Origin of the sequence: Streptomyces triculaminicus (assembly GCF_017349075.1) — a bacterium.
GTDB lineage: Bacteria > Actinomycetota > Actinomycetes > Streptomycetales > Streptomycetaceae > Streptomyces > Streptomyces triculaminicus.
On the sequence record NZ_JAFMOF010000004.1, the window covers coordinates 242452 to 264611 of the forward strand.

The following is a 22160-nucleotide window of genomic DNA, read 5'->3' on the forward strand; positions in this document are numbered from 1 at the left end:
TGGAGTATTAGGGAGCTTCTTTGCCGGCTCTGGCCTGCCAATATGCGGTGTATTCCAGCATGACGCAGGTGTCGGGGTGTTCTGGTCCCAGGACACGGAAGTAGTCCTCCAGCAGCTGCCTGAAGGCGGTCGCCGCCGCGTCTGCGTCACCCGCCATGCCTTGCCCGTAGGCGAGGTGGCCTCGCGCGGAGAGGGTGTCGGGGTGCTCCCAGCCCAGGAGGCGTACACGCCCAGCCACCACTTCTTCGACGGCGGCAGCAGCGCCCTCGAGGTCACCGGCCTTCCCCAGTGACGAGGCCAGCAACTCCCAGGCTGCGATCGTGTCGAGATGGTCGGGCCCCAGCACCCGCACACGAGCCGCCAGAAGTTCCTTCCATGCAGCTGCGGCGCCGGAGTGGTCTCCCGCTTCTTCACGCCAGTGGGCGAGGACACCGATCGTCGTGAGGGCGTCGGTGAACCGATCGCGTTCCGGCGGCAGAACTTCGGTGACTACGAGATCCCCTCGCTGCACTTGAAGGAGGGACTGGAGCCCGCGGGCCGCACGGGTTTCGGCTGTACGTGCGCGGCTGACCGCCGACGGCGGAAGGACGAGCCGGGGGCGCGAACCCGAGGAGCAGCGGCGAGCACCACGGCGGAGGTGCGGGTGAACGTCACCGGTCAGGGTGTGCGGGCGGGTTCCTCAGGGGCGCGCCTGCCGTTACGGAAGAGCATGGCGGCTGGGCTCTGGTCCTGCTCCGCCAGGCGGCGCGCGGCGGTATGGGCGGCCAGGGACTCTCGCAAACGGGTTTGTGAGAACGGGGCGCGCTCTTCCGGGTCCGCGCTTCCTGGCGGCTGGGACCGAGGTCAGTCGCGGCCGTCACCGAAGCGCGGGGCCGGGGTGCTCCATCCGTGTTCGAGGAGGTCGAAGGCGACGTCGACGGCTCGTTCGGGGTCGTCGGCGCGGTGGGCGAGGGCGGAGGTCTCCAGGGCGAAGCGGGCCAGGGCGGCGCTGCGCAGGTCGTCGGGTGCGGCGCCGAGGGAATGGGCGATGGCGCGGGCGAGGGCGTCCTGGTGGCGCATCCACATGCGGTGGGCGTAGTCACTGAGGGCGGGGGTGGTCCTCACCAGGTTGAGGAAGTCGGCGTAGCGGGTGTCGGAGCCGGCAGGGCGGATGCGGACGCGCTTGACGTGCGCGCACAGGGCCTGGGGGATGGTCACGCTGGGGGCGCGGTCGCGGACGGCGGCGACGAGGCCGGCTTCCTGGTCGGCCTCCTCGTCGAAGACGAGTGCCTCCTTGCTGGGGAAGTGCTTGAGGAGCGTGGTGGTGGACACGTCGGCGGCCTCGGCGACCTCGTGCAGGGTCACCGCGTCGTAGCCGCGTTCGATGAAGAGGTTCAGGGCGGCGTCGGCGAGCGCCCGGCGCGTGGCGGCCTTCTTGCGTTCGCGCCGTCCTACAGGTGTCGTCATACTCACATCATACATAAAGGTGCCTGGTGCAAAAAGTTGTACCGTTGCACTTATTGAGTGATCGTGCTTTTTTGGAGTAGCCGGACCGGAACCCGACGGTGCCGGCCCCTGCCCCGCACACCCGCGACATGGAGAACGACCATGAACCGCATCGCCGTCATCGGCACCGGACCCGGCGGCCTGACCTGCGCCCGGATCCTCCAGCGCCACGGCATCGACGTCGCCGTCTACGACTCCGACGCCTCCGCGACCGCCCGCGACCAGGGCGGCACCCTCGACATGCACCCTGACACCGGACAGCACGCCCTTCGTGCCACCGGCCTGTGGCACGGCTTCACCGCCCTCGCCCGCCCCGAGGGCGAGCAGATGCGCCTGGTCGCCCGCGACGGCCGCATCCTGTTCGACGCCGCCCCGCCCCAGGAGGGCCAGGGCAACCCCGAGATCGACCGCGGGCAGCTCCGAAACCTCCTGCTCGCCTCCCTCGCCCCCGGCACCGTCCGATGGGGCCACAAGCTGGAGCGCGCCGAACCGCTCGGCGACGGCCGCCACCGCCTGCGCTTCGCCCACGGCCACAGCACCGATACCGACCTCGTCGTCGGTGCCGACGGCGCCTGGTCCCGGGTGCGCCGCGTGCTGACGGACGCGGTCCCGCTCTACACCGGCGTCACCTTCGTCGAGACCGGCCTGAACGACGCCGACACCCGCCACCCGTCACTGGCCGCCCTGACCGGCAACGGCACCATGATGGCCCTCGACAACAACCTCGGCTTCGTCGCCCAGCGCAACAGCGGCGGCCACATCCGCATCTACGTCGGCATGCGCACCCCCCAGGACTGGCACCAGCGGGCCGGCGTCGACCTCACCGCCCCCGCAGCCGTCCGCGACGCCCTCCTGCACCGGTTCGCCGACTGGAGCCCCGCCCTGCGCGGCTTCATCACCGACACCGACACCGGCTACACCAACCGCCCCCTGTTCGCCCTGCCCGTCCCCCACACCTGGGAACCCACCCCGGCGTCACCCTGCTGGGTGACGCCGCCCACCTGATGTCCCCTTCTCCGGCATGGGCGCGAACCTCGCCATGCGCGACGGCGCCGACCTTGCCCACGCCCTCGCCGAACACGCCGCCGTCGACGACGCCGTCACCGCTTACGAGAAGATCCTCATTCCCCGCTCCGTCGAAGCGGCCGAGGGAGCTGCTGAAGGCATCGACGGCGCCTTCGCCCCCGACAGCGCCGAGCAGACCCTCGCCCACATGACCGCCCACCACTGACACCCACCCCGGATTCCGCCCAATCCCCCTGCAACAGCGGCGACGGCGGGGCATGTCGGCGCCAGTGAGGCCGCCGACCAGCAGCCGCGCTCACCCCTCACAACAGGACCAAGCGTGCCAAGCCGGCCCCTCCATACGGTCAGGCGGCCGTGCTGAAGCCGGCGCTGGTCAGATCCTGCTCGCGGAGCCGGCTGAGGTCCACGTTCAGTTTCGGGTCGTACGCCTCGGGCTGGATGCCGAGTTCGTGAGCGGAGTACTCGCCGAACCGCTAGATGTGCTCGCTCAGGTACAGCGAGATGTGGGCCAGGTCCTCAGGGTCGATCTCCCGGCCCTCCTCAGGGAGCTGGCGGACCGTCTCCGCGATGTCCAGGGCCTTGTGGAAGATCACCGCGTTCGTGAGCAAGGCCGTGACGGCTGCCGCAAGGACGTACGGCAACGGCAACTACGACCCGCATCAGGGCTACGGACCGTAACAAGACCGCTGGTCGGGCGGCCCGCCGCAGGTTGCGGAACCATGAGGACAGGAGTGCCTGAACGAGGGCCCCGACCCCCACGTCGAGGTCGAGGCCCTCACTCCTGCTGCGCGACTCCCGTTGGTCATGTGGTGGTCACATCACGAGGATGCGTCACCCCGGGCGCGCTCGGTCACTCACCTCGGTCATTCACACGGGTCTGAGCAGTCGCGTTCGTGCAGGTGTCATGCGGTGGGCTTCTGCAGCCAGTCCGCTTCGGTGGTCCAGAACATCTGGCGCGCCCCGAGGTAGTCGTGGGCGAAGTCCGTGAACCGTTCGCGGGTGAACGGCTTACCGGTCTGGGGGTCCTTGGCGTTGATGTCGGGTTCCTGGACGGCCATCGCGACGAGGGGAAGGGCATCCTTGTATGCGTGGAGGAACTTGTAGGAGTTCTCCATCTGGTACTTCCGGTCCGGCAGGGTGTCCGGTCCTCCGATGCCGATCTTCTTGTCCCTGGCGAGGTCGAACATCTCCTTCATGCGCTTGTGGTCGTCGTCGTCCGGCAGGAAGTTGATGTACTGGATGAACTGCGTCTTGGTGAAGACCTTCTTGCCGTAGCGCATGTTGTCGATCTCGGCATCGATGTAGGACTTCGAGGTGTACTTGGTCTGGTCCGTCTTGGTGTCCACCTCGACCGCGGTCTCCGGGAGATTCACCCCGGCGAGCTTTCCGTCGAACTTCTTAGCCATCGCCTTCAGCATGGCCTGGAAGTCTGCTCGCACCTCCTTGTTCCACTGCGCGGCCATGGCCCCGTGGGTGGTGGGGTTGTCAGGGTTCTCATCGACCGTCGGCGCGACCCCGCCCTCGTCCTTCACGTACTGGGGAACGTTGGCGTCCTTCATGGCTACATCGAAGAACCGGTCCTGAACCTGGACGAACAGTTTCTTGTGGCGTTCCTGGAGATACTTCAGGGCATTGTCCAGCCGCGACCACGTGTACTCCCCCTTCTTCCCCTCAAGGGCCTTCCAGGGCGCCACCACCTGTACGCCGCCGATGTCCGTACGGTCGATCATGGCCTTGACCTTCGGGTCCTCGCCAGAGACGGCATCCTCGAATGCGCCGAGCGACATGTACAGATTGTCCGTCACCTTGCCGTGGGACACGGGGGTGGCGGACTTGCCGGGGGCGGGAGCCGCGGCGACCACCCCGACGGTGGCCGTCAAGGCCACGGCCGTGAGGACAACTGATCCGACTGCACCACGTTGCATCATCATGAACGAGACGCTAGGGGAACGTTCTTAGCGAAAGATAAGAGCGTCCGTCGTCACCCCCCGTGCCGGCACTCACCGCCACCGAACCTGACACTCGTAACGAAGCGGCGGGCACCACAGGTGTTGTTCCAGGGCGGCAGCCGGTGGTGGGAATCCCGGTCGAACAGTTGCTGCCCGGGCTCGCGCTCCGGATTCCGTATCAGCTGACTCAACCGGCGACGTGACCATATGCAGTTGGCGTGCGGCGCGGGAGGGTCGGCTTTGAGCCAAGATCATCAAGGCGCGTTGTGCAGGTGGTGCCCGTGTGCAAGATACGTCGGGGCTCCGCCTCGGGGGCGGGGAGCAGGAGAAACAGGTGAATCTGTGACGTTACGCATGGACGACGTGCGGAAGCTCTTGGGGGACGGCGGCCGTCAAGGGCAGGTGGAGATCCCCGCGTCCGTACCGGGCCGTGACGACCGCAGCTCCGTCGGAACGTTCGACATGCTCAGTCTCCATCCGGAGTGCCAGTAACGGACAGGATCATCCTGGCTGTAGTCACCCACTATGGGAGGCAACTTTGCCCAACTGATCGGCATGCCTCGACGGCACATCATGAGCACTGCTGGAGCGGACTGGACCCGAGCTCGGTGAGTAACCAAGCAGGACAAGCTGGTCTTGCCGCCACAACCGACACCGGTCGTGATCGAAGGCCCACCCTCGACCGTGGAGAAGGGAGCCACCCAGCTCGCTCTCAGTCGGTCGGAGGTTAAGGAACAAGCTCACTACGTGTTTCCGAACGTCAAAGGGGCAGGTCAAGGCGCCGATGATTCCGGCGTTGTCTGCCGCTGCATCAGCTGCACGGCGCAGTCGAGGGCGCGCGGCAGCTCAGCTTCCCAGCCGGCGAGGGCGTCCAGGGCAGACGGACCAGTGAAGTTCAGGGCGTTGGCAGCATCGGCAATGTCCAGCGCGGTGGAGTAGACCGCTCTTCCTCGTTCGATCGCCGCACATCAGGATGCCCGGCCGCGTCCGGCCCGGCGTGTTCGGCCCAGGGGGCAAACCGTTGCGGCGGCCACCGCGAGTTCGGATGGCTTCTTGAAGATCACCGAGGCCGTTCCTGCCGCCCTGCCGGTTCGGCGCCCAGCGATGCAGTGACGCAGATCACTCCGCTCGCCCATCACGGGCGCGAGGTGGGCTGCATCCCGTGTGTGAGCTGATTCCACAACAGGAGGCACACATGAGGGTCGTGGTGGTGGGCGCCGGTTACGCCGGGACGATTGCCGCGAATCGGCTGGCCAAGAAGGTGAAGGCAGCGGAGATCACGGTGATCAATCCGCGTTCGGACTTCGTCGAGCGGGTGCGGTTGCACGAGCAGATCGCCGGGACCGGCGCCGCGGCGACCCCGCTGGCCTCGATACTGCGCGAAGGGGTCACGACGCGGCTGGACACCGTCGACAAGATCAGCGACGGAGAGGTCGCTCTCGGGGACGGGTCGCGTCTCGACTTCGACTACGTGTTCCTCGCGGTGGGCAGCACGGTCACACCGCTGCCGGGAACTGTCCCAGTCGGGATCTGGGAGGGCGCGGAGCGGGCACGGGCCGCGCTGGCCGGGCTGCCGGCCGGGAGGACGGTCACCGTCATCGGCGGCGGGCTGACGGGCATTGAGGTGGCAGCCGAAGTCGCCTACGGCCGCCCCGACCTGCGCGTGCGGCTCGTGGGGGAAACGATCGCCGCGAGCCTGTCGGCCGGGGCGCAGAAGCGTGTGCACACCGGCCTGGAGCGCTTGAACGTGGAGATCGTGGAGGACTCCGTCGCGCAGATCGCTTCAGGCGCCGGGGAAGGAGGAGGCGACGATGTGCGTCTCCGCTCGGGCCGGCAGTTCACCTCCGACCTCACACTCTGGGCGATCATCGGGGGCGTGCCCGACCTGGCCGCCCGCAGCGGTCTGGAGGTGGATGCCGACGGGCGTGCCGTGGTCGACGAGTACCTGCGCAGCGTGACCGACCCGCGGATCTTCGCCGTCGGTGACTGCGCGGCGGTTCCCGGAGCACGGGCGGCCTGTGCGACGGCCATGCCGCAAGGCGCGCACGCAGCGGATACGCTGGCGCGAATGATCGAAGGCCGTAAGCCCGAGCCCTACTCCATGGGATACACCGGACAGGGCGTGAGCCTGGGCCGGCGCGACGGGCTGCTCCAGACCGCCCACAGGGACGACCGTGTGCGGCGACTCTACTTCGCCGGCCGCATCGCCGCTGTCGGCAAGGAAGGGATCTGCCGCTACGCGAAGTCCGGCGCCCGCACCGCCACCTACGCCTGGCTGCCGGGGCCGAAGTGACCGAGCAGCCGAAACCCGAGGACGAGTTCACCGCGCACAGGGCCCTGCTGTTCTCGATCGCCTACGAGATCCTCGGATCGGTGGCCGACGCGGAAGACGTGCTGCAGGAGACTTACCTGCGGTGGCGGTCGGTGAGCCACTCCTCGGTGGAGAACGCACGGGCCTATCTCGCGAAGATCGTCACGCGGCAGGCGCTCGGCCTCCTGCGGTCGGCTGTCCGCCGCCGGGAGCAGTACGTGGGGCCGTGGCTGCCCGAGCCGTTGGCGACCGATGCCGTCGGCAACGCACCCGACGGCATCGACCACGTGCTCACCGGCGAGGCCGTCACCACCGCGATGCTGCTGGTGCTGGACACCCTCACCCCGACCCAGCGCGCGGTCTTCGTGTTGCGAGAGGTGTTCGCCTTCGACTACCCGGAGATCGCCGCCGCGGTAGGAAAGTCCGAGGCCGCGGTACGGCAGCTGAACCACCGCGCCCGCAACAGCGTGCGCGCGAAACGGCACACCGCGGTCGCCACCCCCGCACAGGCACGGCCGATCGCCGAACGTTTCCTGACGGCGGCCACCACCGGCGACGTCCAAGGCCTGATGGACCTGCTCGCACCCGACGTGGTGTTCCTCGGCGACGGCGGCGGAGTCGTGAGCACGGCACTGCGCCCCGTAGTCGGGCCCGACAAGGTGGCCAGGCTGCTCCTCGGCCTCCTGGCGAAGGGCACCCGCATGGGCGGAGTCCAAATCCGCCTCGGCACCTACAACGGGATGCACTCTGTCGCAGTCCTCATCGACGGCGTACTCGATCAGGTGACCTCGATCGAGGTCCGCGGCAGTGCCGTGACGGCCCTCTACTGCGTCCGCAATCCGGAGAAGCTCACCGCCGTCAAGATCTGAACAACGTGTCTTCCAAGGGGATCCCGGGCGCGCGGGAGACGACCGGGATCCTCTACAGGCGGACAGGCTGCTTCAGTGACAGATGGTGACATGCCCCTGTGCCTCCGCGCGCACACGGAGGCACAGGGGCATGTGCGAGATCGGCCCATCGGCCGGACCGGGCCCGCCCGGTCCGGCGCACGAGACCGGCGACAGCGGCGCAACAGCGCGGGGGGTGCACGCCACGGCGTGCGGGCTCTCACTCCAGATCCTGGCACCCCACGAGCTGTGCCTTGTCGTAGCCAGTCAGGAGGACCTGGCAGACCAGCTGGACCACCCCATCGACGAACTATCCTCTGCCCTGGACGAGTTGCGTGAGCGTGAAGGGCTTCGGCACCGCGGGGGCCGACCGGCGTAGAGCTCGCGGAGCGGGCGCCAAGGACGAACTGACCACGGACGACCGAGTCCTTGCCACCGTGCTCTACCTGCGCAAACTCTGCCCCCGAGATCTCCAGGCCCAGCTCTTCGGCGTCAACGGCAGCACCCTCACCCGGGCCGTCCACCAGGTCCAACCACTCCTGACCGAATGCGGCCGCACGATCCAACCCTCAAGAGCCCGGTTCCGCACACCCACCGACGTGGCCGCGTTCCTCGCAGCAGTCAACGACCCAACGAAGACCAAACCAACGCGTCTACCGTGTGAATACCGGAAGGGATTCCAGTCCCCGCATGAGTCGCGTGCGGCGCCACCGGAGCTCTTCAGCCGCTACGGCGAGGTGCAGTCCGGGGAATCGGGTCAGGAGTACGCGGAGGGCAATCTCCGTCTCGGCCAGGGCCAACGGCGCACCCAGGCAACGGTGGATTCCGTGGCCGAATGCCAGGTGCCCCCTGGCGTCGCGCTCGGCGTCGGGGCAGCCGGGAGTCGGGTACTGGACCGGGTCTCGGTTGGCTGCTCCGGGAGAGATGAGCACGGGGACGCCGGCGGGGATTTCGGTCTCGCCAAGGGTGACCGGTTGGGTGGTGTATCGGAAAGTGGCGATACCGACCGGTGAGTCGTGGCGCAGCAGTTCATGCAACATGCTGCTCACCTGGCCAGGCTGGGTTCGTGCGCGGTCGAGGAGCTCCGGGTGTTGGAGGAGGGCCAGGACGGCGTTGCCGATGAAGTTCGTCGTGGTCTCGTGGCCGGCGACGAGCAGGAGGACGGCCAGGGAGACGAGCTCGTCTTCGCCGAGCTGTTCGCCGTCCTCCCGAGCAGCGATGAGGTCGAACAGTAGGCTGTCGTCCGGGGCACGTCGCTTGGCCTCGATGAGATCGGCCATGTAGCCGGCCACAGCGTGCGAGGCCGTGTCGATCCGCTGGGGCTGTCCAGCGGCGAAGAGGTCACTTGACCACGTGCGCACCTGAGCTCGGTCGGCCTCGGGCACTCCGAGCATCTGGCAGATGACCGTGACCGGCAGCGGGACGGCAAGACCGGCGACGAGGTCGGCTTCACCGTTCTTCGGAAGGGCGTCGAGGAGACGGTCGACGGTGTGCTGAACGTACGGCCACAGGCGGGTGACGGCGCCGGTGGTGAACGCCTTGGTCACCAGGCGGCGCAGTCGGGTGTGCTCGGGTGGGTCGGTGGCGAGCATGGTGTGCGCGACCGCGGGGTGGAGGTTGCGGCCGGAGGAGCGGCCGGTGAAGAACCGGGCGGTGTTTTCAGGTAGGGCTCTGACCTGCAGGTTCACCTTCTTGGGCACGATGGAGTCAGCACGGGGTCGGCAGGGTTCCTCAGCGCCGAACGCCGCGAAAGCGCAACCTTGGCCCAGTCACCGTTGCCGCTCAAAGCCTCACGGTTACTGACAGCGACTACTTTCAGAGTTGCTCAGCCAGTGGACGGGGCGCGCGACGGCCGGTTTACGTCTGCTCTCGTCCTGGCGGGGGTGGGTACTACCCAGGCACGCCGAGCATCGCCTCGAGGTTGACCTCGACAAGGCTCTGCACATCCGCCTCGACCTCGGCAAGACGCGACGCGACCTGCGTCACACCCACTTCGTACGGAACAGCTTCAGCAGACAACTCCCCCTACAAGGGGGAGAATAGTTTCCGCCAAAGCCTTCGGTCCGTGACGCGCCTGGAGATCCTGGCGTACGGCCTTTTCGGGGCGTTTGAGGGCCGTAGGCGCCCCTGGAGTGCGAGCGGAACCTTTGCCGGAATCCAGTCCGCTCCTTCCACACAGGGCGGAGGACCGGTCGACCGCCCGCCCGCAGCCGCAACGCACTCAGTTGTCGCTCCGGGCCCATCCGCCTCTCCGCCGCGGCACTACGTGAGCGACCTGGCGGATCGGCGCGGGGCATGTCCAAGGTCCGGCGATCAGGCCTTCTCCACTCAGAAGAGAAAAACGCGGCCGTCGGCCTGGGCGATGCTGCCGCGCTGTGGTGAACGTGTTGGGCCGCGAAGCGCTCTGCCCAGCCGGCTGACCAACCCGGCAAGCGGTTCTTAACGCTTTCCTGACGCCCCTCCCCGGGGATGCCAGGAATCCATTGCTTACGCTGGCTCGGCTGTCCGCAGGATGGCCGAATTCCGACCCCCGGCAAAGCACCAGGAGCACCCCATGGCCACCCCGACCGACACGCGCACGAGTCGTCTACGGGGGTGGATGCTGGAGGGGCTCTCCGACATGGGCAAGGGCCGTCCTTCGCAGGCCGCGCCGGAGCCCGAGCACAAGGGTCAGCCCTGGTACCGGGTGATGTGCCTGACCGGTGTCGACTATTTCTCGACCCTCGGCTATCAGCCGGGCATCGCAGCCCTGGCCGCCGGTCTCCTCTCCCCCGTCGCGACGATCGTGCTCGTGATCGTGACGCTGGCCGGCGCGCTGCCCGTCTACCGGCGCGTGGCCGAGGAGAGCCCGCACGGCGAGGGTTCGATCTCGATGCTGTCGCGGCTGCTGTCCTTCTGGAAGGGCAAGCTGTTCGTCCTCACGCTGCTGGGCTTCGCCGCGACCGACTTCCTGATCACGATCACGCTGTCGGCCGCGGACGCCTCCACCCACCTGGTGGAGAACCCCAATCTGGAGGGGGCCCTGCACGACAAGCAGGTGCTGATCACCATGATCCTCATCGCGCTGCTCGGCGCGGTGTTCCTCAAGGGCTTCATGGAGGCGATCGGCGTCGCCGTCGTCCTGGTCACGGTCTACCTCGCGCTCAACGCGGTGGTCGTGGTCACCGGCCTGTGGCACGTCCTCACCGAAGGCCACGTCGTCACCGACTGGACCGCCGCACTCACCACCGAGCACGGCAACGTCTTCGTCATGATCGGCGTCGCCCTGATCGTCTTCCCGAAGCTGGCGCTCGGCCTGTCCGGCTTCGAGACCGGCGTGGCCGTGATGCCGCACGTCAAGGGCGCCCCGGACGACACCGAGGACAGGCCCGCCGGGCGGATTCGCGGCACCAAGAAGCTGCTCACGACCGCCGCGCTCATCATGAGCGTCTTCCTGATCACGACCAGCTTCATCACCACCGTGCTCATCCCGCACAAGGAGTTCGAGCCCGGCGGCGCAGCCAGCGGCCGCGCGCTCGCCTACCTGGCGCACGAGTACCTGGGCAACGCCTTCGGCACGGTCTACGACGTCTCGACCATCCTCATCCTGTGGTTCGCGGGTGCCTCCGCCATGGCCGGTCTGCTCAATCTGATGCCGCGCTACCTGCCCAAGTACGGCATGGCCCCGCACTGGGCCCGCGCCGTGCGCCCCATGGTGATCGTCTTCACCCTCGTCGCGTTCCTCGTCACCTGGCTCTTCGACGCCGACGTCGACGCCCAGGGCGGCGCCTACGCCACCGGCGTCCTCGTCCTCATCTGCTCCGCCGCCATCGCCGTCACCATCGCCGCCCGCAAGGCCGGCCAGCGCGGCTGGACCATCGCCTTCGGCGTCATCTCCGCCGTCTTCCTCTACACCACCGTCCTCAACGTGATCGAGCGCCCGGACGGCGTGAAGATCGGTGCCTGTTTCACCGCCGGCATCCTCCTCATCTCCCTCCTCTCCCGCCTCGGCCGCGCCTTCGAACTCCGCGTCACGCATGTGGAGCTCGACGAGATGGCCGAGCGGTTCATCCGCGACATCTCCCAGCGCACGCCGCGTTTCATAGCCAACGAACCCGACGAGCGCGACGTCACCGAATACCGCGAGAAGATCGAACAGATCCGCGCCGACAACGACATCCCCACCACCGAGGACTTCGTCTTCGTCGAGGTCACGGTCACCGACCCCTCCGAGTTCGAGGCCGGCCTGACCGTACGCAGCGAGATCATGCACGACCGCTACCGCGTCCTGACGATGGAGAGCTCCTCCGTCCCCAACGCCCTCGCGGCCTTCCTCCTCCACGCCCGCGACCTCACCGGCACCCGCCCCCACGTCTTCTTCGAGTGGACCGAGGGCAACCCCTTCACCAACTTCGTCCGCTTCTTCCTCTTCGGCCAGGGCGAGGTCGCCCCGGTCACCCGCGAGATCCTGCGCGAGGCCGAACCGGACCGCGAGCACCGCCCCCGCGTCCACGTCGGCTGACCAACCGTCCACCGCGCCGGCCCGAACCGCAGCCGCCACCAGGGCTCCCGTCATTGGCGTGGGACGGGTACGCCGGCGGAGCGGAATCCGGCCTCGGTGAGCGCAGTCAGCCGGGCCGAGATCGGTGCCGGGTGAGGAAGCCGTCGAAGCCCCCCGGCACCAGCCCCCGGTGAGCGCCAGGGCCTCGAGTTGCGCGGCCATGTAGTCGGGGCTGAAGCCGAGGCCGGGTATCCGGTCCAGCAGCGCCACAGCGCGGTCGGGCAGCAGGGCCCGGTCGCTGTCAGCGAGCCGGTGCAGCGTGTCACGTCGCGCGGTCAGGTCCGCGATCTCTACGCCCGGCCCGAAGGCGTCCACCTGCGCGCCACCGCCTGGCTGGTCACCGCCACCCGTCCCGCCACCGTCGCCTGAAACGCGGTGGCGGCCGCGTCCGGGATCGCCGGACGCGGCCGCTGGGGCCATGCGGAGTCTGGGTCAGCTGAAGCGGCGGAGGCGGAGGCTGTTGGTGACGACGAAGACGGAGGAGAAGGCCATGGCCGCACCGGCGATCATCGGGTTGAGCAGGCCGGCCGCCGCGAGGGGAAGGGCGGCGATGTTGTAGCCGAAGGCCCAGAAGAGGTTGCCCTTGATGGTGCCGAGGGTGCGGCGGGAGAGCCGGATGGCGTCCGCCGCCACGAGCAGGTCGCCGCGGACGAGGGTGAGGTCGCCGGCCTCGATGGCCGCGTCGGTGCCGGTACCCATGGCCAGGCCGAGGTCGGCGGTGGCCAGGGCTGCCGCGTCGTTGACGCCGTCGCCGACCATGGCGACGGTACGGCCCTCGGCCTGGAGGCGCTTGACGACGTCGACCTTGTCCTGGGGGAGGACTTCGGCGATGACCTCGTCGATGCCCACCTCGCGGGCGACTGCCTCGGCGACGGCCTTGTTGTCACCGGTCAGCAGGACGGGGGTCAGCCCGAGGCGGCGCAGTTCGGCGATGGCGGCGGCGCTGGTGTCCTTGACGGCGTCGGCGACGGTGAGGACGCCGCGGGCCTGGCCGTCCCAGGCCACGGCCACGGCGGTGCGGCCCTCGGCTTCCGCGGCGGCCTTCGCCGCGGCGAGTTCGACCGGCAGCTCGATGACCCTCCCCCAAGGACCTCCGACAAGCTCCGGTCCAGGGGGTGCCCCCATGGCCAGCAGCTTCTCGCGGCCGACGAGGACGGCGTGTCCGTCGACGACGCCCTGGACGCCGAGGCCGGCGATGTTCTCGAAGCTCTCGGGGACGGGCAGGGCGCCGGTGCGCGTGGTGGCGCCGTCGGCGATGGCGCGGGCGATGGGGTGCTCGGAGGCGTGCTCCAGGGCGCCGGCCAGGCGCAGCAGGTCCTGCTCGGTGACGCCGGGGGCGGTGATGACCTCGTGCAGGGCCATCTTGCCGGTGGTGACGGTGCCGGTCTTGTCCAGGACGACGGTGTCGACGCGGCGGGTGGACTCCAGGACCTCGGGGCCCTTGATGAGGATGCCGAGCTGGGCGCCGCGGCCGGTGCCGACCATGAGGGCGGTGGGGGTGGCGAGTCCCAGGGCGCAGGGGCAGGCGATGATCAGTACGGCGACGGCGGCGGTGAAGGCGGCGGTGGCGTCGCCGGTGACCGCGAGCCAGGTGAGCAGGGTGCCGAGGGCGATGAGAAGGACGACGGGGACGAAGACGCCGGAGATGCGGTCGGCCAGGCGCTGGACGGCGGCCTTGCCGTTCTGGGCGTCTTCGACCAGCTTGGCCATGCGGGAGAGCTGGGTGTCCGAGCCGACCCGGGTGGCCTCGACGACCAGACGGCCGGAGACGTTGACGGTGGCGCCGGTGACGGCGTCGCCCACGGTCACGTCGACGGGGACGGACTCGCCGGTGAGCATCGAGGCGTCGACGGCCGAACTGCCCTCGACCACCGTGCCGTCGGTGGCGATCTTCTCGCCGGGCCGTACGACGAACCGGTCGCCGGCCATCAGCTCCGCCACGGGTATGCGGGTTTCGCGCCCGTCGCGCAGCACGGTCACGTCCTTGGCGCCCAGCTCCAGCAGCGCTCGCAGGGCGGCACCGGCCTTGCGCTTGGACTTCGCCTCCAGGTAGCGCCCGGCGAGGATGAAGGCGGTGACGCCGGCGGCGGCCTCCAGGTAGATGGAGGAGGAGCCGTCCGTACGGGAGACGGCGAAGTCGAAGCCGTGGCGCATGCCCGGCATGCCGGCGTGGCCGAAGAACAGGGCCCACAGCGACCAGCCGAGGGCCGCGAGCGTACCGATCGACACCAGCGTGTCCATCGTCGCCGCCCCGTGCCGGGCGTTGGTCCACGCCGCCCGGTGGAACGGCAGCGCGCCCCACACCACCACCGGCGCGGCCAGCGTCAGGGACAGCCACTGCCAGTTGTCGAACTGCAGCGCCGGCACCATCGCCATCAGCACGACCGGCACCGCGAGCACCAGCGAGACCAGCAGCCGCTGCCGCAGGGCGCCGGTCTCCCCGCCGTCGGCCGCCTCGGCGGCTTCCGGCCGGCCCGTCTCCGCCACCGGCTTCGCCGGTTCCTGCGCGGTGTAGCCGGTCTTCTCGACGGTGGCGATCAGCTCGGCGACCTCCACACCCGGCCCGTAGGCGACCTTGGCCTTCTCGGTCGCGAAGTTGACCGTCGCCGTGACGCCGTCCATCCGGTTGAGCTTCTTCTCGATGCGCGCGGCGCACGAGGCGCACGTCATGCCGCCTATGGAGAGCTCGACTTCGGCGGCGCGCAGGGCGGGCGTCACCGTCTTCTCGGGGGCCATGCTGGTCATCGCGTACTCCTGGGGAGGGCCGGACCGCGCGGCGTCCATATCAGTGGAGCGGCGCGGCCCGGCATCGAAATACGGGGGAGGGGTATCGGGTGTCTCAGGCGCGGCCGGCGAGCTCGTAGCCCGCCTCGTCGACGGCGGCGCGGACGGCCTCGTCGTCCGGCGTGCCGGTGGACGTGACGGTCAGCAGGCCGGTGGCGGCCACGGCCTTGACGGACGTCACGCCGGGTATCGCGGAGACCTCCCGCGAGACCGAGCCCTCGCAGTGGCCGCAGGTCATGCCGGTCACCTTGTAGACCGTGGTGATGCCGACCTGGACGTCGGCCCGGGCGGCGGAGCCGCAGGTGCCGGCCGGGGTGCAGCAGGAGGTGGGGTTCGTCTGGGAGGTCATGGCTGCTTCCTTCACGTCGTCGGTGCGCGGAATGTCCGAGGGGGCCGGGGCGGGTGCCTGGCGCCTCCTGCTGAACGCAACCATATACCCCTGGGGGGTATATGGAAAAGGGTGGCGGAGCGAGCGCGTAGTGCTGCAGGGTCTTGCGGGGCGGCGAGCTTGCGCCGTCGCCGCCCCGCGTACCGGGCCCGGCCTGGCTACTCGCGCGCTACGTGCGGCGGGTGACCGATTGACAGCGGCGCAGGCGCGAGGAGTTGGTGACCACCGGCAGGGAGGACAGCGCCATGGCGGCCGCCGCGATGATGGGGCTGAGGCGGATGCCCCATAGCGGGTAGAGGGCGCCGGCGGTGAGGGGGACGCCGACGGCGTTGTAGACGAGGGCGAAGAACAGGTTCTGCCGGATGTTGTGCATGGTGGCCCGAGAGAGGCGGATGGCGGTGGGGACGCCTGTGAGGGAGCCGGAGATGAGGGTGATGTTGGCGGCGATCGCGTAAGTGCCTGTTTTAGCAGGTGGCCGGGGCCAGGTGGTGCGTCGAGGAGTGCTTCCAGGCCGCGAAAGGCCAGGTCGGCCTGGACCACTACCAGATCCGCCACTGGACCGCCTGGCACCGGCACATCACCCTGGCCATGCTCGCCCTGGCCTTCCTGGTCGTCCTCGCCGCCGACGCGACACCGGCCAGGACCGCACAACGGAACCGGCCCGCCCGCAGCACCGACCCGATCGACCTGACCGTCCCCGAGATCCGCCACCTGCTCGGCGCCTTCCTGGTTCCGCCGGCGACGTGCCCCCACAGGCTGCTGACCTGGTCAAACTGGCGCAGACACCACCAGGCCCGCAGGAGAGCCGTTCCCAGGCATCGTCAGGGGCGTCGCCGATGAGCTGGTTGATGCGCCAGCACCCGGCGAGGGATTTGACCTGCTGTGACTTCGGGACGGCGACGACGTATCAGCCGACCGTCCCTGTCGAAGCCGTCCGAGTGATTCGTGAGCTGTCTCCTCACGCGACGGATGGCCCAAGAAGCGAAGGCCAGCAGAGCGAAAGCTCGGGTGAAGACCCTCCAGAAGTGCGCTCCGCCGTGGATGGGCATAAGCCGCCGGGCAGTCCGTCCGGCCGTCCCGACCAGCGAAAGCGCACTCCGTACGACTCCATGTCATCTTCGCGCAGCCTGTCGCGGAGGCTCTCGAAGAGATAGTCGATCTCGTCGGCTCCCGTTTCCAGTTCTCGGTAGAGAAGGCGTAGGGGCATCCGCTCGGGTGGGATGCCAGGCGGCTGGGCGCCGCTGGAGTGCGGCCGCGGTGGCAGTACGGGGCTGTCGAGGGCGGGGAACCGGGACACTGGCCGCCCGCAGGCGTGGCGGGTGCTGCGCGACATCGCCGCCGGCATGCCGGGCGATAACCGGCTGCGCGCCGTGGTCGTGGACTGAAGCGGCCAGGTGGCCGCAGCGGGGCTCGCCGAGCTCGGCGGGGTGCGGGTGCGCACGGCCTGGATGGTCTACGGAAGCTAGTAGTCCGTGATCGCGGCGACCGTCGACGAGGTGCTGCCGGCCCCCGCGCTCAGCGACCCGGACCTGGGCCGCGCCACGGTGGAGGCTCTGGCGGAAACCGAGCGGGCCACGCTGGCCCTCGGCGACGTCGCCGCCACCGTGGACCGCGCGGTGGATGACGACGGAACCAGCAGGCAAGAGGCCGCCCGTCTTGCGGGGTTCGCCGCTGTCGACGCAGCGTTCCGCACCTGGCTGGCCGACCTCCACCAGCATGAGGACCTGCCCTGGCAGCGCGCCGCGTGGCAGGCCAACTGCATCGGATCGGCCGCGAGGCCGCCGCTGCAGGAACTGACCACCAGCCGGGCCTGGACTACGAACGCATCAGCCCGGGAAACCCTTGTGAGCGCTGCCTCTCGCACGGACCCGTACCAGCAGCCGTCAAACCAACTTCGTCTCCGCCGTCACAACTGCGCGATGCGCTTCGTCAATGTGGATGCAGGCACTCACCATGCGGCACCGCACCACCCATGCGGTCGCCGTACACCCTCGCGGTGCACCCTTCTCTCATCCACAGGACTTCCTCCATGCCCAGAAGATCCCGCGGCGCCGTGCGTTTCGCTCTCTCCGCCGCCCTCATATCCGCCCTCGCCCCCGCCGCACTTCTCACCTCCGCCCCTCCCGCCTCCGCCGCCTCCCTGGCGATGTGGGAGCGGATCGCCCAGTGCGAGAGCACGGGCGACTGGACCGTCATCAACCCCGAGGGCCCCTACTACGGCGGCCTCCAGATCATGAAACCCACCTGGGACGCCTACAACGGACGGGAGTTCGCCGAGTATCCGCACAAGGCGTCCAAGAAGGAGCAGATCACCGTCGCGGAGAGGATCCTCCGGGGTTCCGGGGCGAGCCAGTGGGGCAACTGCGCTCGCCGGGAGGGCCTGGTCAACGACGGCGTCGATCCGTACCCGCGCGCCACCCCGCCCGTCGCCCGTGTCACGGGCCCGGAGGGCCGTGGCGTCCTCGGCGGTACGGTCACGCTGTCCGCGTCCGTGACCGAGGAGGAGGGAAAGCCGACCGGGGCCACGTTCTTCGTGGACGGCGACGCCGTCGGTACGGCTTCCGGGTCCGGGCCCTCGTACAGCGTGAGCCTGGACACCACGGCCCTGGCGGAGGGACCGCACACCGTGACCGCCCGCGCGGTCAACGACGCCGGCCAGACCGGGCCGATGTCCTCGGGCGTCTCCTTCTTCGTCGCCAACCGGGGCACGGCCGGGCAGGCCACCGGCGACTTCAACGGCGACGGCAAGGCCGACATCGCGATCCTCTACGGCTACGACCGGGAGGGCAACGACAACCACACCGCTCTGTGGACGCTGCTGAGCACGGGCCGGGGCTCGTTCGCCACGCCGGTGAAGGTGTGGGACAACCTTGAAGCCGGGACCGGCTCCTGGGACTGGGCAAGCTCCAAGGTCACCGCCGGGGACTTCAACGGCGACGGCAGGACCGACATCGGCGTCCTCTACAACGAGGGCCAGGACGACGCCAAGAACAACCGCACCGCCCTGTGGACCTTCACCAGCAACGGCTCCGGCTTCGGCAAGCCGGTGAAGCAGTGGCGGAGCACCCAGTCCTGGGACTGGAAGCGGTCCAAGCCGGTCGCGGGCGACTTCAACGGCGACGGCAAGGCGGACGTCGGCATCCTCTACAACGAGGGCAAGGACAACACCGGCGACTTCCGTACCGCCTTCCACATCGCCTACGCCACGGCCGGCGGGATCCGGGAGCCGAAGCGGGCATGGGACAACAATGACCGGACGACCGGGTCCTGGAACTGGCAGAGCAGCAAGCCGGTGGCCGGGGACTTCAACGGCGACGGCAAAGCCGACCTCGGCATCCTCTACAACGAGGGCAAAGACAACACCGGCGACTTCCGCACCGCCTTCCACATCGCCTACGGAACCACCGACGCGATCACCCGGCCGAAGCGGGTCTGGGACAACAACGACCGGACGACCGGCAGCTGGAACTGGGAGCGCAGCAAGCCCGTCGCCGGGGACTTCAACGGCGACGGCAAAGCCGACCTCGGCATCCTCTATGACGAGGGCAAGGACAACACGGGCGACTTCCGCACGGCCTTCCACATCGCCTATGGCCGCGCCGACGGCATCAACGCCCCCAAGCGCGCGTGGGACAACAACGACCGCACCACCGGCAGCTGGAACGCCGACTCCGCCAAGCTGACCGCCGGTGACTTCGACGGCGACGGCAAGGCCGACCTGGGCGTCCTCTACAACGGCGGCGAGAGCCCCGACGGCAAGGGCGAGGTGAAGCTGTTCACCTTCGCCGGCCGCGCCGAAGCGGTTTCCCCGCCGGTCGAGTCCTGGGGCAGCCGTACGTTCAGCTCCTGGCGGTGGTACCGCAGCGACCTGGCCTGACACGGGCGGGCGTGTCCCCCCCTGCCGTCCGTCGCCTCGGCACCCACAAGCCCCCGCCGCACGGCGGGGGCTTCGGCTTCTCCAGAACAACTCGAAGCAATTTCGTCTCCGCCGTCACATCTTCGCGACGCGCTTCGTCAAGGTGATGCAGGCACTCACCACGCGACGCCGCACCGCCTGTGCGGCCGCGTCATACGCCCCCTGCTTACCAGGGGGCTTCTCGTCACCCCTGCACTGTTCCTTGCTTCGACGTGTCTGGAGACACCCATGCTTGTGAAGAAGACCGCCCGCCGTGGCGCGTCCCTGCTCCTCGTGACCGCGATCGCGTCGGCCGCCCTGGCCACCGGGACGGCCCAGGCCGAGTCCCGGCAGTCCGACGGGATGCCGGTGGTCTCGACGGGCACCCTCGGTCACGGTGCCGCCGCCGGAAGCCGCGTCACGCGGCAGCAGGTGCTGGACCGGGCGAGAGACTGGGCCGCCAACAAGGTTCCGTACAGCGAAAACGGCCTCAGCTCGCCCTACAACTGGTACAAGGACGAGGCGACGGGCGGCTGGTACCGCCAGGACTGCTCGGGCTACGTCTCCATGGCCTGGATGCTCGACCAGAGCCGCAACACCTGGTCCCTGCGCGATGTCACGACCCGGATCAGCAGGTCCGACCTCAAGCCCGGCGACATCCTCAACAACACGCAGAGCCACGTCATCATCTTCGCCGGGTGGATCGACAAGTCGGCCCAGAAGTTCTACTACTACTCCGAGAGCGGCCGCAGAGTGGTCACTCAGCGCTATGTGGGGAACTTCAACGACTCCTGGCTCTCGGGCCACCCCACCGACGGCTACGGGGCGTACCGCTACGACAAGATAGTCGACGGGCCCGTCACCCCCGAGCCGGGCGCCGAGGACACCAGCGCAAGCCCGGCCGTGGCCAAGGTGACCGGCCCGGCGGACCAGGCGATCCTGGACGGTCAGGTCTCCCTCACCGCCTCGGCATCCGAGAGCGTCGGCACCCCCTCGGGCATGGAGTTCTACGTCGACGGCCGGCCGGTGGATTCCGTCGCCAGCCCCGGCACCGAGTTCGCCGCGTCGCTGGACACCACCGAACTGGCGGACGGCCCGCACACCCTGACCGTCCGGGCCAAGAACGCCGCAGGGAAGGACGGCCCGATGTCCGCCGCCTCCGGCTTCTTCGTCGCCAACAAGGCGGTGCCCAGCACCACCACCGGCGACTTCGACGGCGACGGCAAGGCCGACATCGCCGTCCTCTACAACAACGGCAGGTCCGACGCGGGCAAGAACATGACCTCGCTGTACAAGTTCACCAGCAACGGTCACGGCTTCGACGCCCCCGTCAAGGTGTGGGACAACGAGGCGTCGTCCGCCGGAAGCTGGAACGCCGACCGCAGCAAGATGACCGTCGGGGACTTCAACGGCGACGGGAAGACGGACGTCGCGGTCCTGTACAACGACGGCCGGGACGACACCGGTGACTTCCGCACCTCGCTGTACGAGTTCATCAGCGACGGCAAGTCGTTCAAGGCCCCGGCCAAGGTGTGGGACAACAACGACCGGACCACGGGCAGCTGGACCTGGGAGCGCAGCAAGCCGGTCGCGGGCGACTTCAACGGCGACGGCAAGGCGGACGTCGGCATCCTCTACAACGAGGGTCAGGGCGACGACAACATGAACCACACGGCCTTCCACGTCATGTACTCGTACGACGGCGGGATCCGGGGCCCGAAGCGGGTCTGGGACAACAACGACCGCACCACCGGATCCTGGAACTGGGAGCGCAGCAAGCCCGTCGCCGGGGACTTCAACGGCGACGGCAAAGCCGACCTCGGCATCCTCTACAACGAGGGCAAGGACAACACCGGCGACTTCCGCACCGCCTTCCACATCGCCTACGGAACCACCGACGCGATCACCCGGCCGAAGCGGGTCTGGGACAACAACGACCGCACCACCGGATCCTGGAACTGGGAGCGCAGCAAGCCGGTGGCCGGGGACTTCAACGGCGACGGCAAGGCCGACCTCGGCATGCTCTACGACGAGGGCATGGACAAGTCCGGGAGCAACCGTACGGCCTTCCACATCGCCTACGGCCGGGCCGACGGCATCAACGCCCCCAAGCGCGCGTGGGACAACAACGACACCACGACCGGCAGCTGGAACGCCGACCGCAGCAAGCTCGTAGCCGGTGACTTCGATGGCGACGGCAAGGCCGACCTGGGCGTCCTCTACAACAAGGGCCAGGAGAAGGACGGGAAGAACGAGGTCGCGCTGCACACCTTGGCGGGGCGTGACGACGCGGTCTCCCGGCCGGTGAAGGTCTGGGACAACGAGAAGTCCACCAGCTGGAACTGGTACCGCAGCGACCTCGGCTGAGCCGGGGCACGGCCGCCGCAAGGCGCCGGCTCGCTCCGAGCCGACCGCGGTGTGCGGTCGGCCCGGAGCTGTTTCCCCCTCCTGGGCAGGGCTCAGAAGTCGTAGGGCTTGGCGGTGTTCCAGTTGAGGACGTCGGCCTCGGTCCAGGTGAACTTCGACGGCGTGCCGTCGCTGCCGAAGGAGGTCCGTTCGACGGCCGGACCGGTGTCGCCCGTCCGGTCGCGCATGGCGATGGAGAAGTCCTCCGAGGTGTGGGTGTTCACGTTGTCGGAGAAGTAGCGCGAGAGCCACCGGGGGTTTGCGGATGCCCAGGTCCCGTCCCAGCAGTGCGCGGGTCTGCTCGCGCACCTCCTCCAGGGTCAGCGGTTCGCCGGTGCCGTGGTGCATGGTGGCCGTGGAGAGCCCCGCCAGTCGGTGGACGCCGTCGCCGATCGGGGCCGCCAGGAACGAACCGGCCGGCCCGGTGGCGGCGAGCGGCACAGTGGGCGGATCGTCGAGTTCGACGTCGGCGAGCCACCCGGTCAGGGT

The 22160-nt window shown here is 69.1% G+C and carries 18 protein-coding genes and 5 pseudogenes; 13 read left to right on the forward strand and 10 right to left on the reverse strand.

Annotated elements, in window-relative coordinates:
* Positions 1-7: 7 nt before the first annotated feature.
* Positions 8-478, reverse strand: a complete 471-nt coding sequence (locus J1792_RS25065) for a tetratricopeptide repeat protein (RefSeq protein WP_242646677.1) — start codon at positions 476-478, stop codon at positions 8-10.
* Here J1792_RS25065 and J1792_RS34495 point away from each other — a divergent pair.
* Positions 455-553 (forward strand): annotated as a pseudogene (locus tag J1792_RS34495) (NAD(P)H-dependent oxidoreductase); the annotation flags it as partial. The gene J1792_RS25065 and the pseudogene J1792_RS34495 sit on opposite strands and share 24 nt — an antisense overlap.
* A 290-nt stretch (positions 554-843) precedes the next feature.
* On the opposite strand, the gene J1792_RS25070 reads toward J1792_RS34495, so the two are convergent.
* Positions 844-1446, reverse strand: coding sequence for a TetR/AcrR family transcriptional regulator (locus J1792_RS25070; protein WP_242646595.1), 603 nt, complete (start codon positions 1444-1446; stop codon positions 844-846).
* A gap of 141 nt (positions 1447-1587) precedes the next feature.
* On the opposite strand from J1792_RS25070, the gene J1792_RS25075 reads away from it, so the two are divergent.
* Positions 1588-2490 (forward strand): FAD-dependent oxidoreductase, encoded by a 903-nt coding sequence (locus tag J1792_RS25075; protein WP_307843087.1) that lies wholly within the window; start codon positions 1588-1590, stop codon positions 2488-2490.
* A gap of 16 nt (positions 2491-2506) precedes the next feature.
* On the forward strand, positions 2507-2716 hold the full coding sequence (locus J1792_RS35465; RefSeq protein WP_307843088.1) for a hypothetical protein: 210 nt from the start codon (positions 2507-2509) through the stop codon (positions 2714-2716).
* 268 nt (positions 2717-2984) lie between these two features.
* Here J1792_RS35465 and J1792_RS25080 read toward each other — a convergent pair whose 3' ends face one another.
* Both J1792_RS25080 and J1792_RS25085 read right to left on the reverse strand, forming a co-directional pair.
* Positions 2985-3119 (reverse strand): Tn3 family transposase, encoded by a 135-nt coding sequence (locus J1792_RS25080; RefSeq protein ID WP_179198853.1) that lies wholly within the window; start codon positions 3117-3119, stop codon positions 2985-2987.
* A gap of 294 nt (positions 3120-3413) precedes the next feature.
* Complete coding sequence (locus J1792_RS25085; RefSeq protein WP_307843089.1) at positions 3414-4397, reverse strand: hypothetical protein; 984 nt, start codon at positions 4395-4397, stop codon at positions 3414-3416.
* 1258 nt (positions 4398-5655) lie between these two features.
* Between J1792_RS25085 and J1792_RS25090 the strand changes: the two genes are divergently transcribed.
* The 3 genes and pseudogenes from J1792_RS25090 to J1792_RS25100 form a co-directional block, all read left to right on the forward strand.
* Positions 5656-6753 (forward strand): NAD(P)/FAD-dependent oxidoreductase, encoded by a 1098-nt coding sequence (locus tag J1792_RS25090; RefSeq protein ID WP_207248265.1) that lies wholly within the window; start codon positions 5656-5658, stop codon positions 6751-6753.
* Positions 6750-7640 carry an RNA polymerase sigma-70 factor gene (locus J1792_RS25095; RefSeq protein WP_207248266.1) on the forward strand — a complete coding sequence of 297 codons (891 nt, stop codon included), beginning with the start codon at positions 6750-6752 and terminating at the stop codon, positions 7638-7640. The genes J1792_RS25090 and J1792_RS25095 overlap by 4 nt, the downstream gene beginning before the upstream one ends.
* A gap of 307 nt (positions 7641-7947) precedes the next feature.
* Positions 7948-8302: pseudogene (locus tag J1792_RS25100) on the forward strand (transposase family protein); the annotation flags it as partial.
* A gap of 9 nt (positions 8303-8311) precedes the next feature.
* Here J1792_RS25100 and J1792_RS25105 read toward each other — a convergent pair.
* Complete coding sequence (locus tag J1792_RS25105) at positions 8312-9358, reverse strand: cytochrome P450 family protein (RefSeq protein ID WP_242705268.1); 1047 nt, start codon at positions 9356-9358, stop codon at positions 8312-8314.
* An 854-nt stretch (positions 9359-10212) separates the two neighbouring features.
* Between J1792_RS25105 and J1792_RS25110 the strand changes: the two genes are divergently transcribed.
* Both J1792_RS25110 and J1792_RS25115 read left to right on the forward strand, forming a co-directional pair.
* The gene (locus tag J1792_RS25110) at positions 10213-12159 is read left to right on the forward strand and encodes an APC family permease (RefSeq protein WP_086568951.1); all 1947 of its coding nucleotides are present in this window, start codon (positions 10213-10215) and stop codon (positions 12157-12159) included.
* A 189-nt stretch (positions 12160-12348) separates the two neighbouring features.
* The gene (locus tag J1792_RS25115; RefSeq protein ID WP_179198854.1) at positions 12349-12567 is read left to right on the forward strand and encodes a hypothetical protein; all 219 of its coding nucleotides are present in this window, start codon (positions 12349-12351) and stop codon (positions 12565-12567) included.
* Positions 12568-12630: 63 nt separating this feature from the next.
* On the opposite strand, the gene J1792_RS25120 is transcribed toward J1792_RS25115, so the two are convergent.
* The 3 genes from J1792_RS25120 to J1792_RS25130 form a co-directional block, all read right to left on the reverse strand.
* Positions 12631-14943 carry a heavy metal translocating P-type ATPase gene (locus J1792_RS25120; RefSeq protein WP_207248267.1) on the reverse strand — a complete coding sequence of 771 codons (2313 nt, stop codon included), beginning with the start codon at positions 14941-14943 and terminating at the stop codon, positions 12631-12633.
* 94 nt (positions 14944-15037) lie between these two features.
* A complete protein-coding gene (locus J1792_RS25125; protein WP_207248268.1) occupies positions 15038-15331 on the reverse strand; it encodes a heavy-metal-associated domain-containing protein in 294 nt (97 codons plus the stop codon).
* Positions 15332-15539: 208 nt separating this feature from the next.
* The gene (locus J1792_RS25130; protein WP_242646596.1) at positions 15540-15743 is read right to left on the reverse strand and encodes a hypothetical protein; all 204 of its coding nucleotides are present in this window, start codon (positions 15741-15743) and stop codon (positions 15540-15542) included.
* Positions 15744-15838: 95 nt separating this feature from the next.
* Here J1792_RS25130 and J1792_RS34500 point away from each other — a divergent pair.
* Positions 15839-16210, forward strand: a pseudogene (locus J1792_RS34500) (IS701 family transposase); the annotation flags it as partial.
* Here J1792_RS34500 and J1792_RS36110 read toward each other — a convergent pair.
* Positions 16158-16277, reverse strand: a pseudogene (locus J1792_RS36110) (IS701 family transposase); the annotation flags it as partial. The pseudogenes J1792_RS34500 and J1792_RS36110 sit on opposite strands and share 53 nt — an antisense overlap.
* Positions 16278-16590: 313 nt before the next feature.
* Between J1792_RS36110 and J1792_RS25140 the strand changes: the two are divergent.
* From J1792_RS25140 to J1792_RS25150, 4 genes and pseudogenes are all read left to right on the forward strand, one after another.
* On the forward strand, positions 16591-16755 hold the full coding sequence (locus tag J1792_RS25140; RefSeq protein WP_179199057.1) for a hypothetical protein: 165 nt from the start codon (positions 16591-16593) through the stop codon (positions 16753-16755).
* Between the two features lie 87 nt (positions 16756-16842).
* A pseudogene (locus J1792_RS35925) lies at positions 16843-17115 on the forward strand (type I-E CRISPR-associated protein Cse1/CasA); the annotation flags it as partial.
* Between the two features lie 284 nt (positions 17116-17399).
* A complete protein-coding gene (locus tag J1792_RS25145) occupies positions 17400-19247 on the forward strand; it encodes an FG-GAP-like repeat-containing protein (protein WP_207248269.1) in 1848 nt (615 codons plus the stop codon).
* Positions 19248-19514: 267 nt separating this feature from the next.
* Entirely contained in the window at positions 19515-21632 is a 2118-nt protein-coding gene (locus tag J1792_RS25150) for an FG-GAP-like repeat-containing protein (RefSeq protein WP_207248270.1), read from the forward strand.
* A 92-nt stretch (positions 21633-21724) separates the two neighbouring features.
* Here J1792_RS25150 and J1792_RS25155 read toward each other — a convergent pair whose 3' ends face one another.
* On the reverse strand, positions 21725-21895 hold the full coding sequence (locus tag J1792_RS25155) for a hypothetical protein (RefSeq protein ID WP_179199056.1): 171 nt from the start codon (positions 21893-21895) through the stop codon (positions 21725-21727).
* Positions 21896-22160 lie beyond the last annotated feature (265 nt).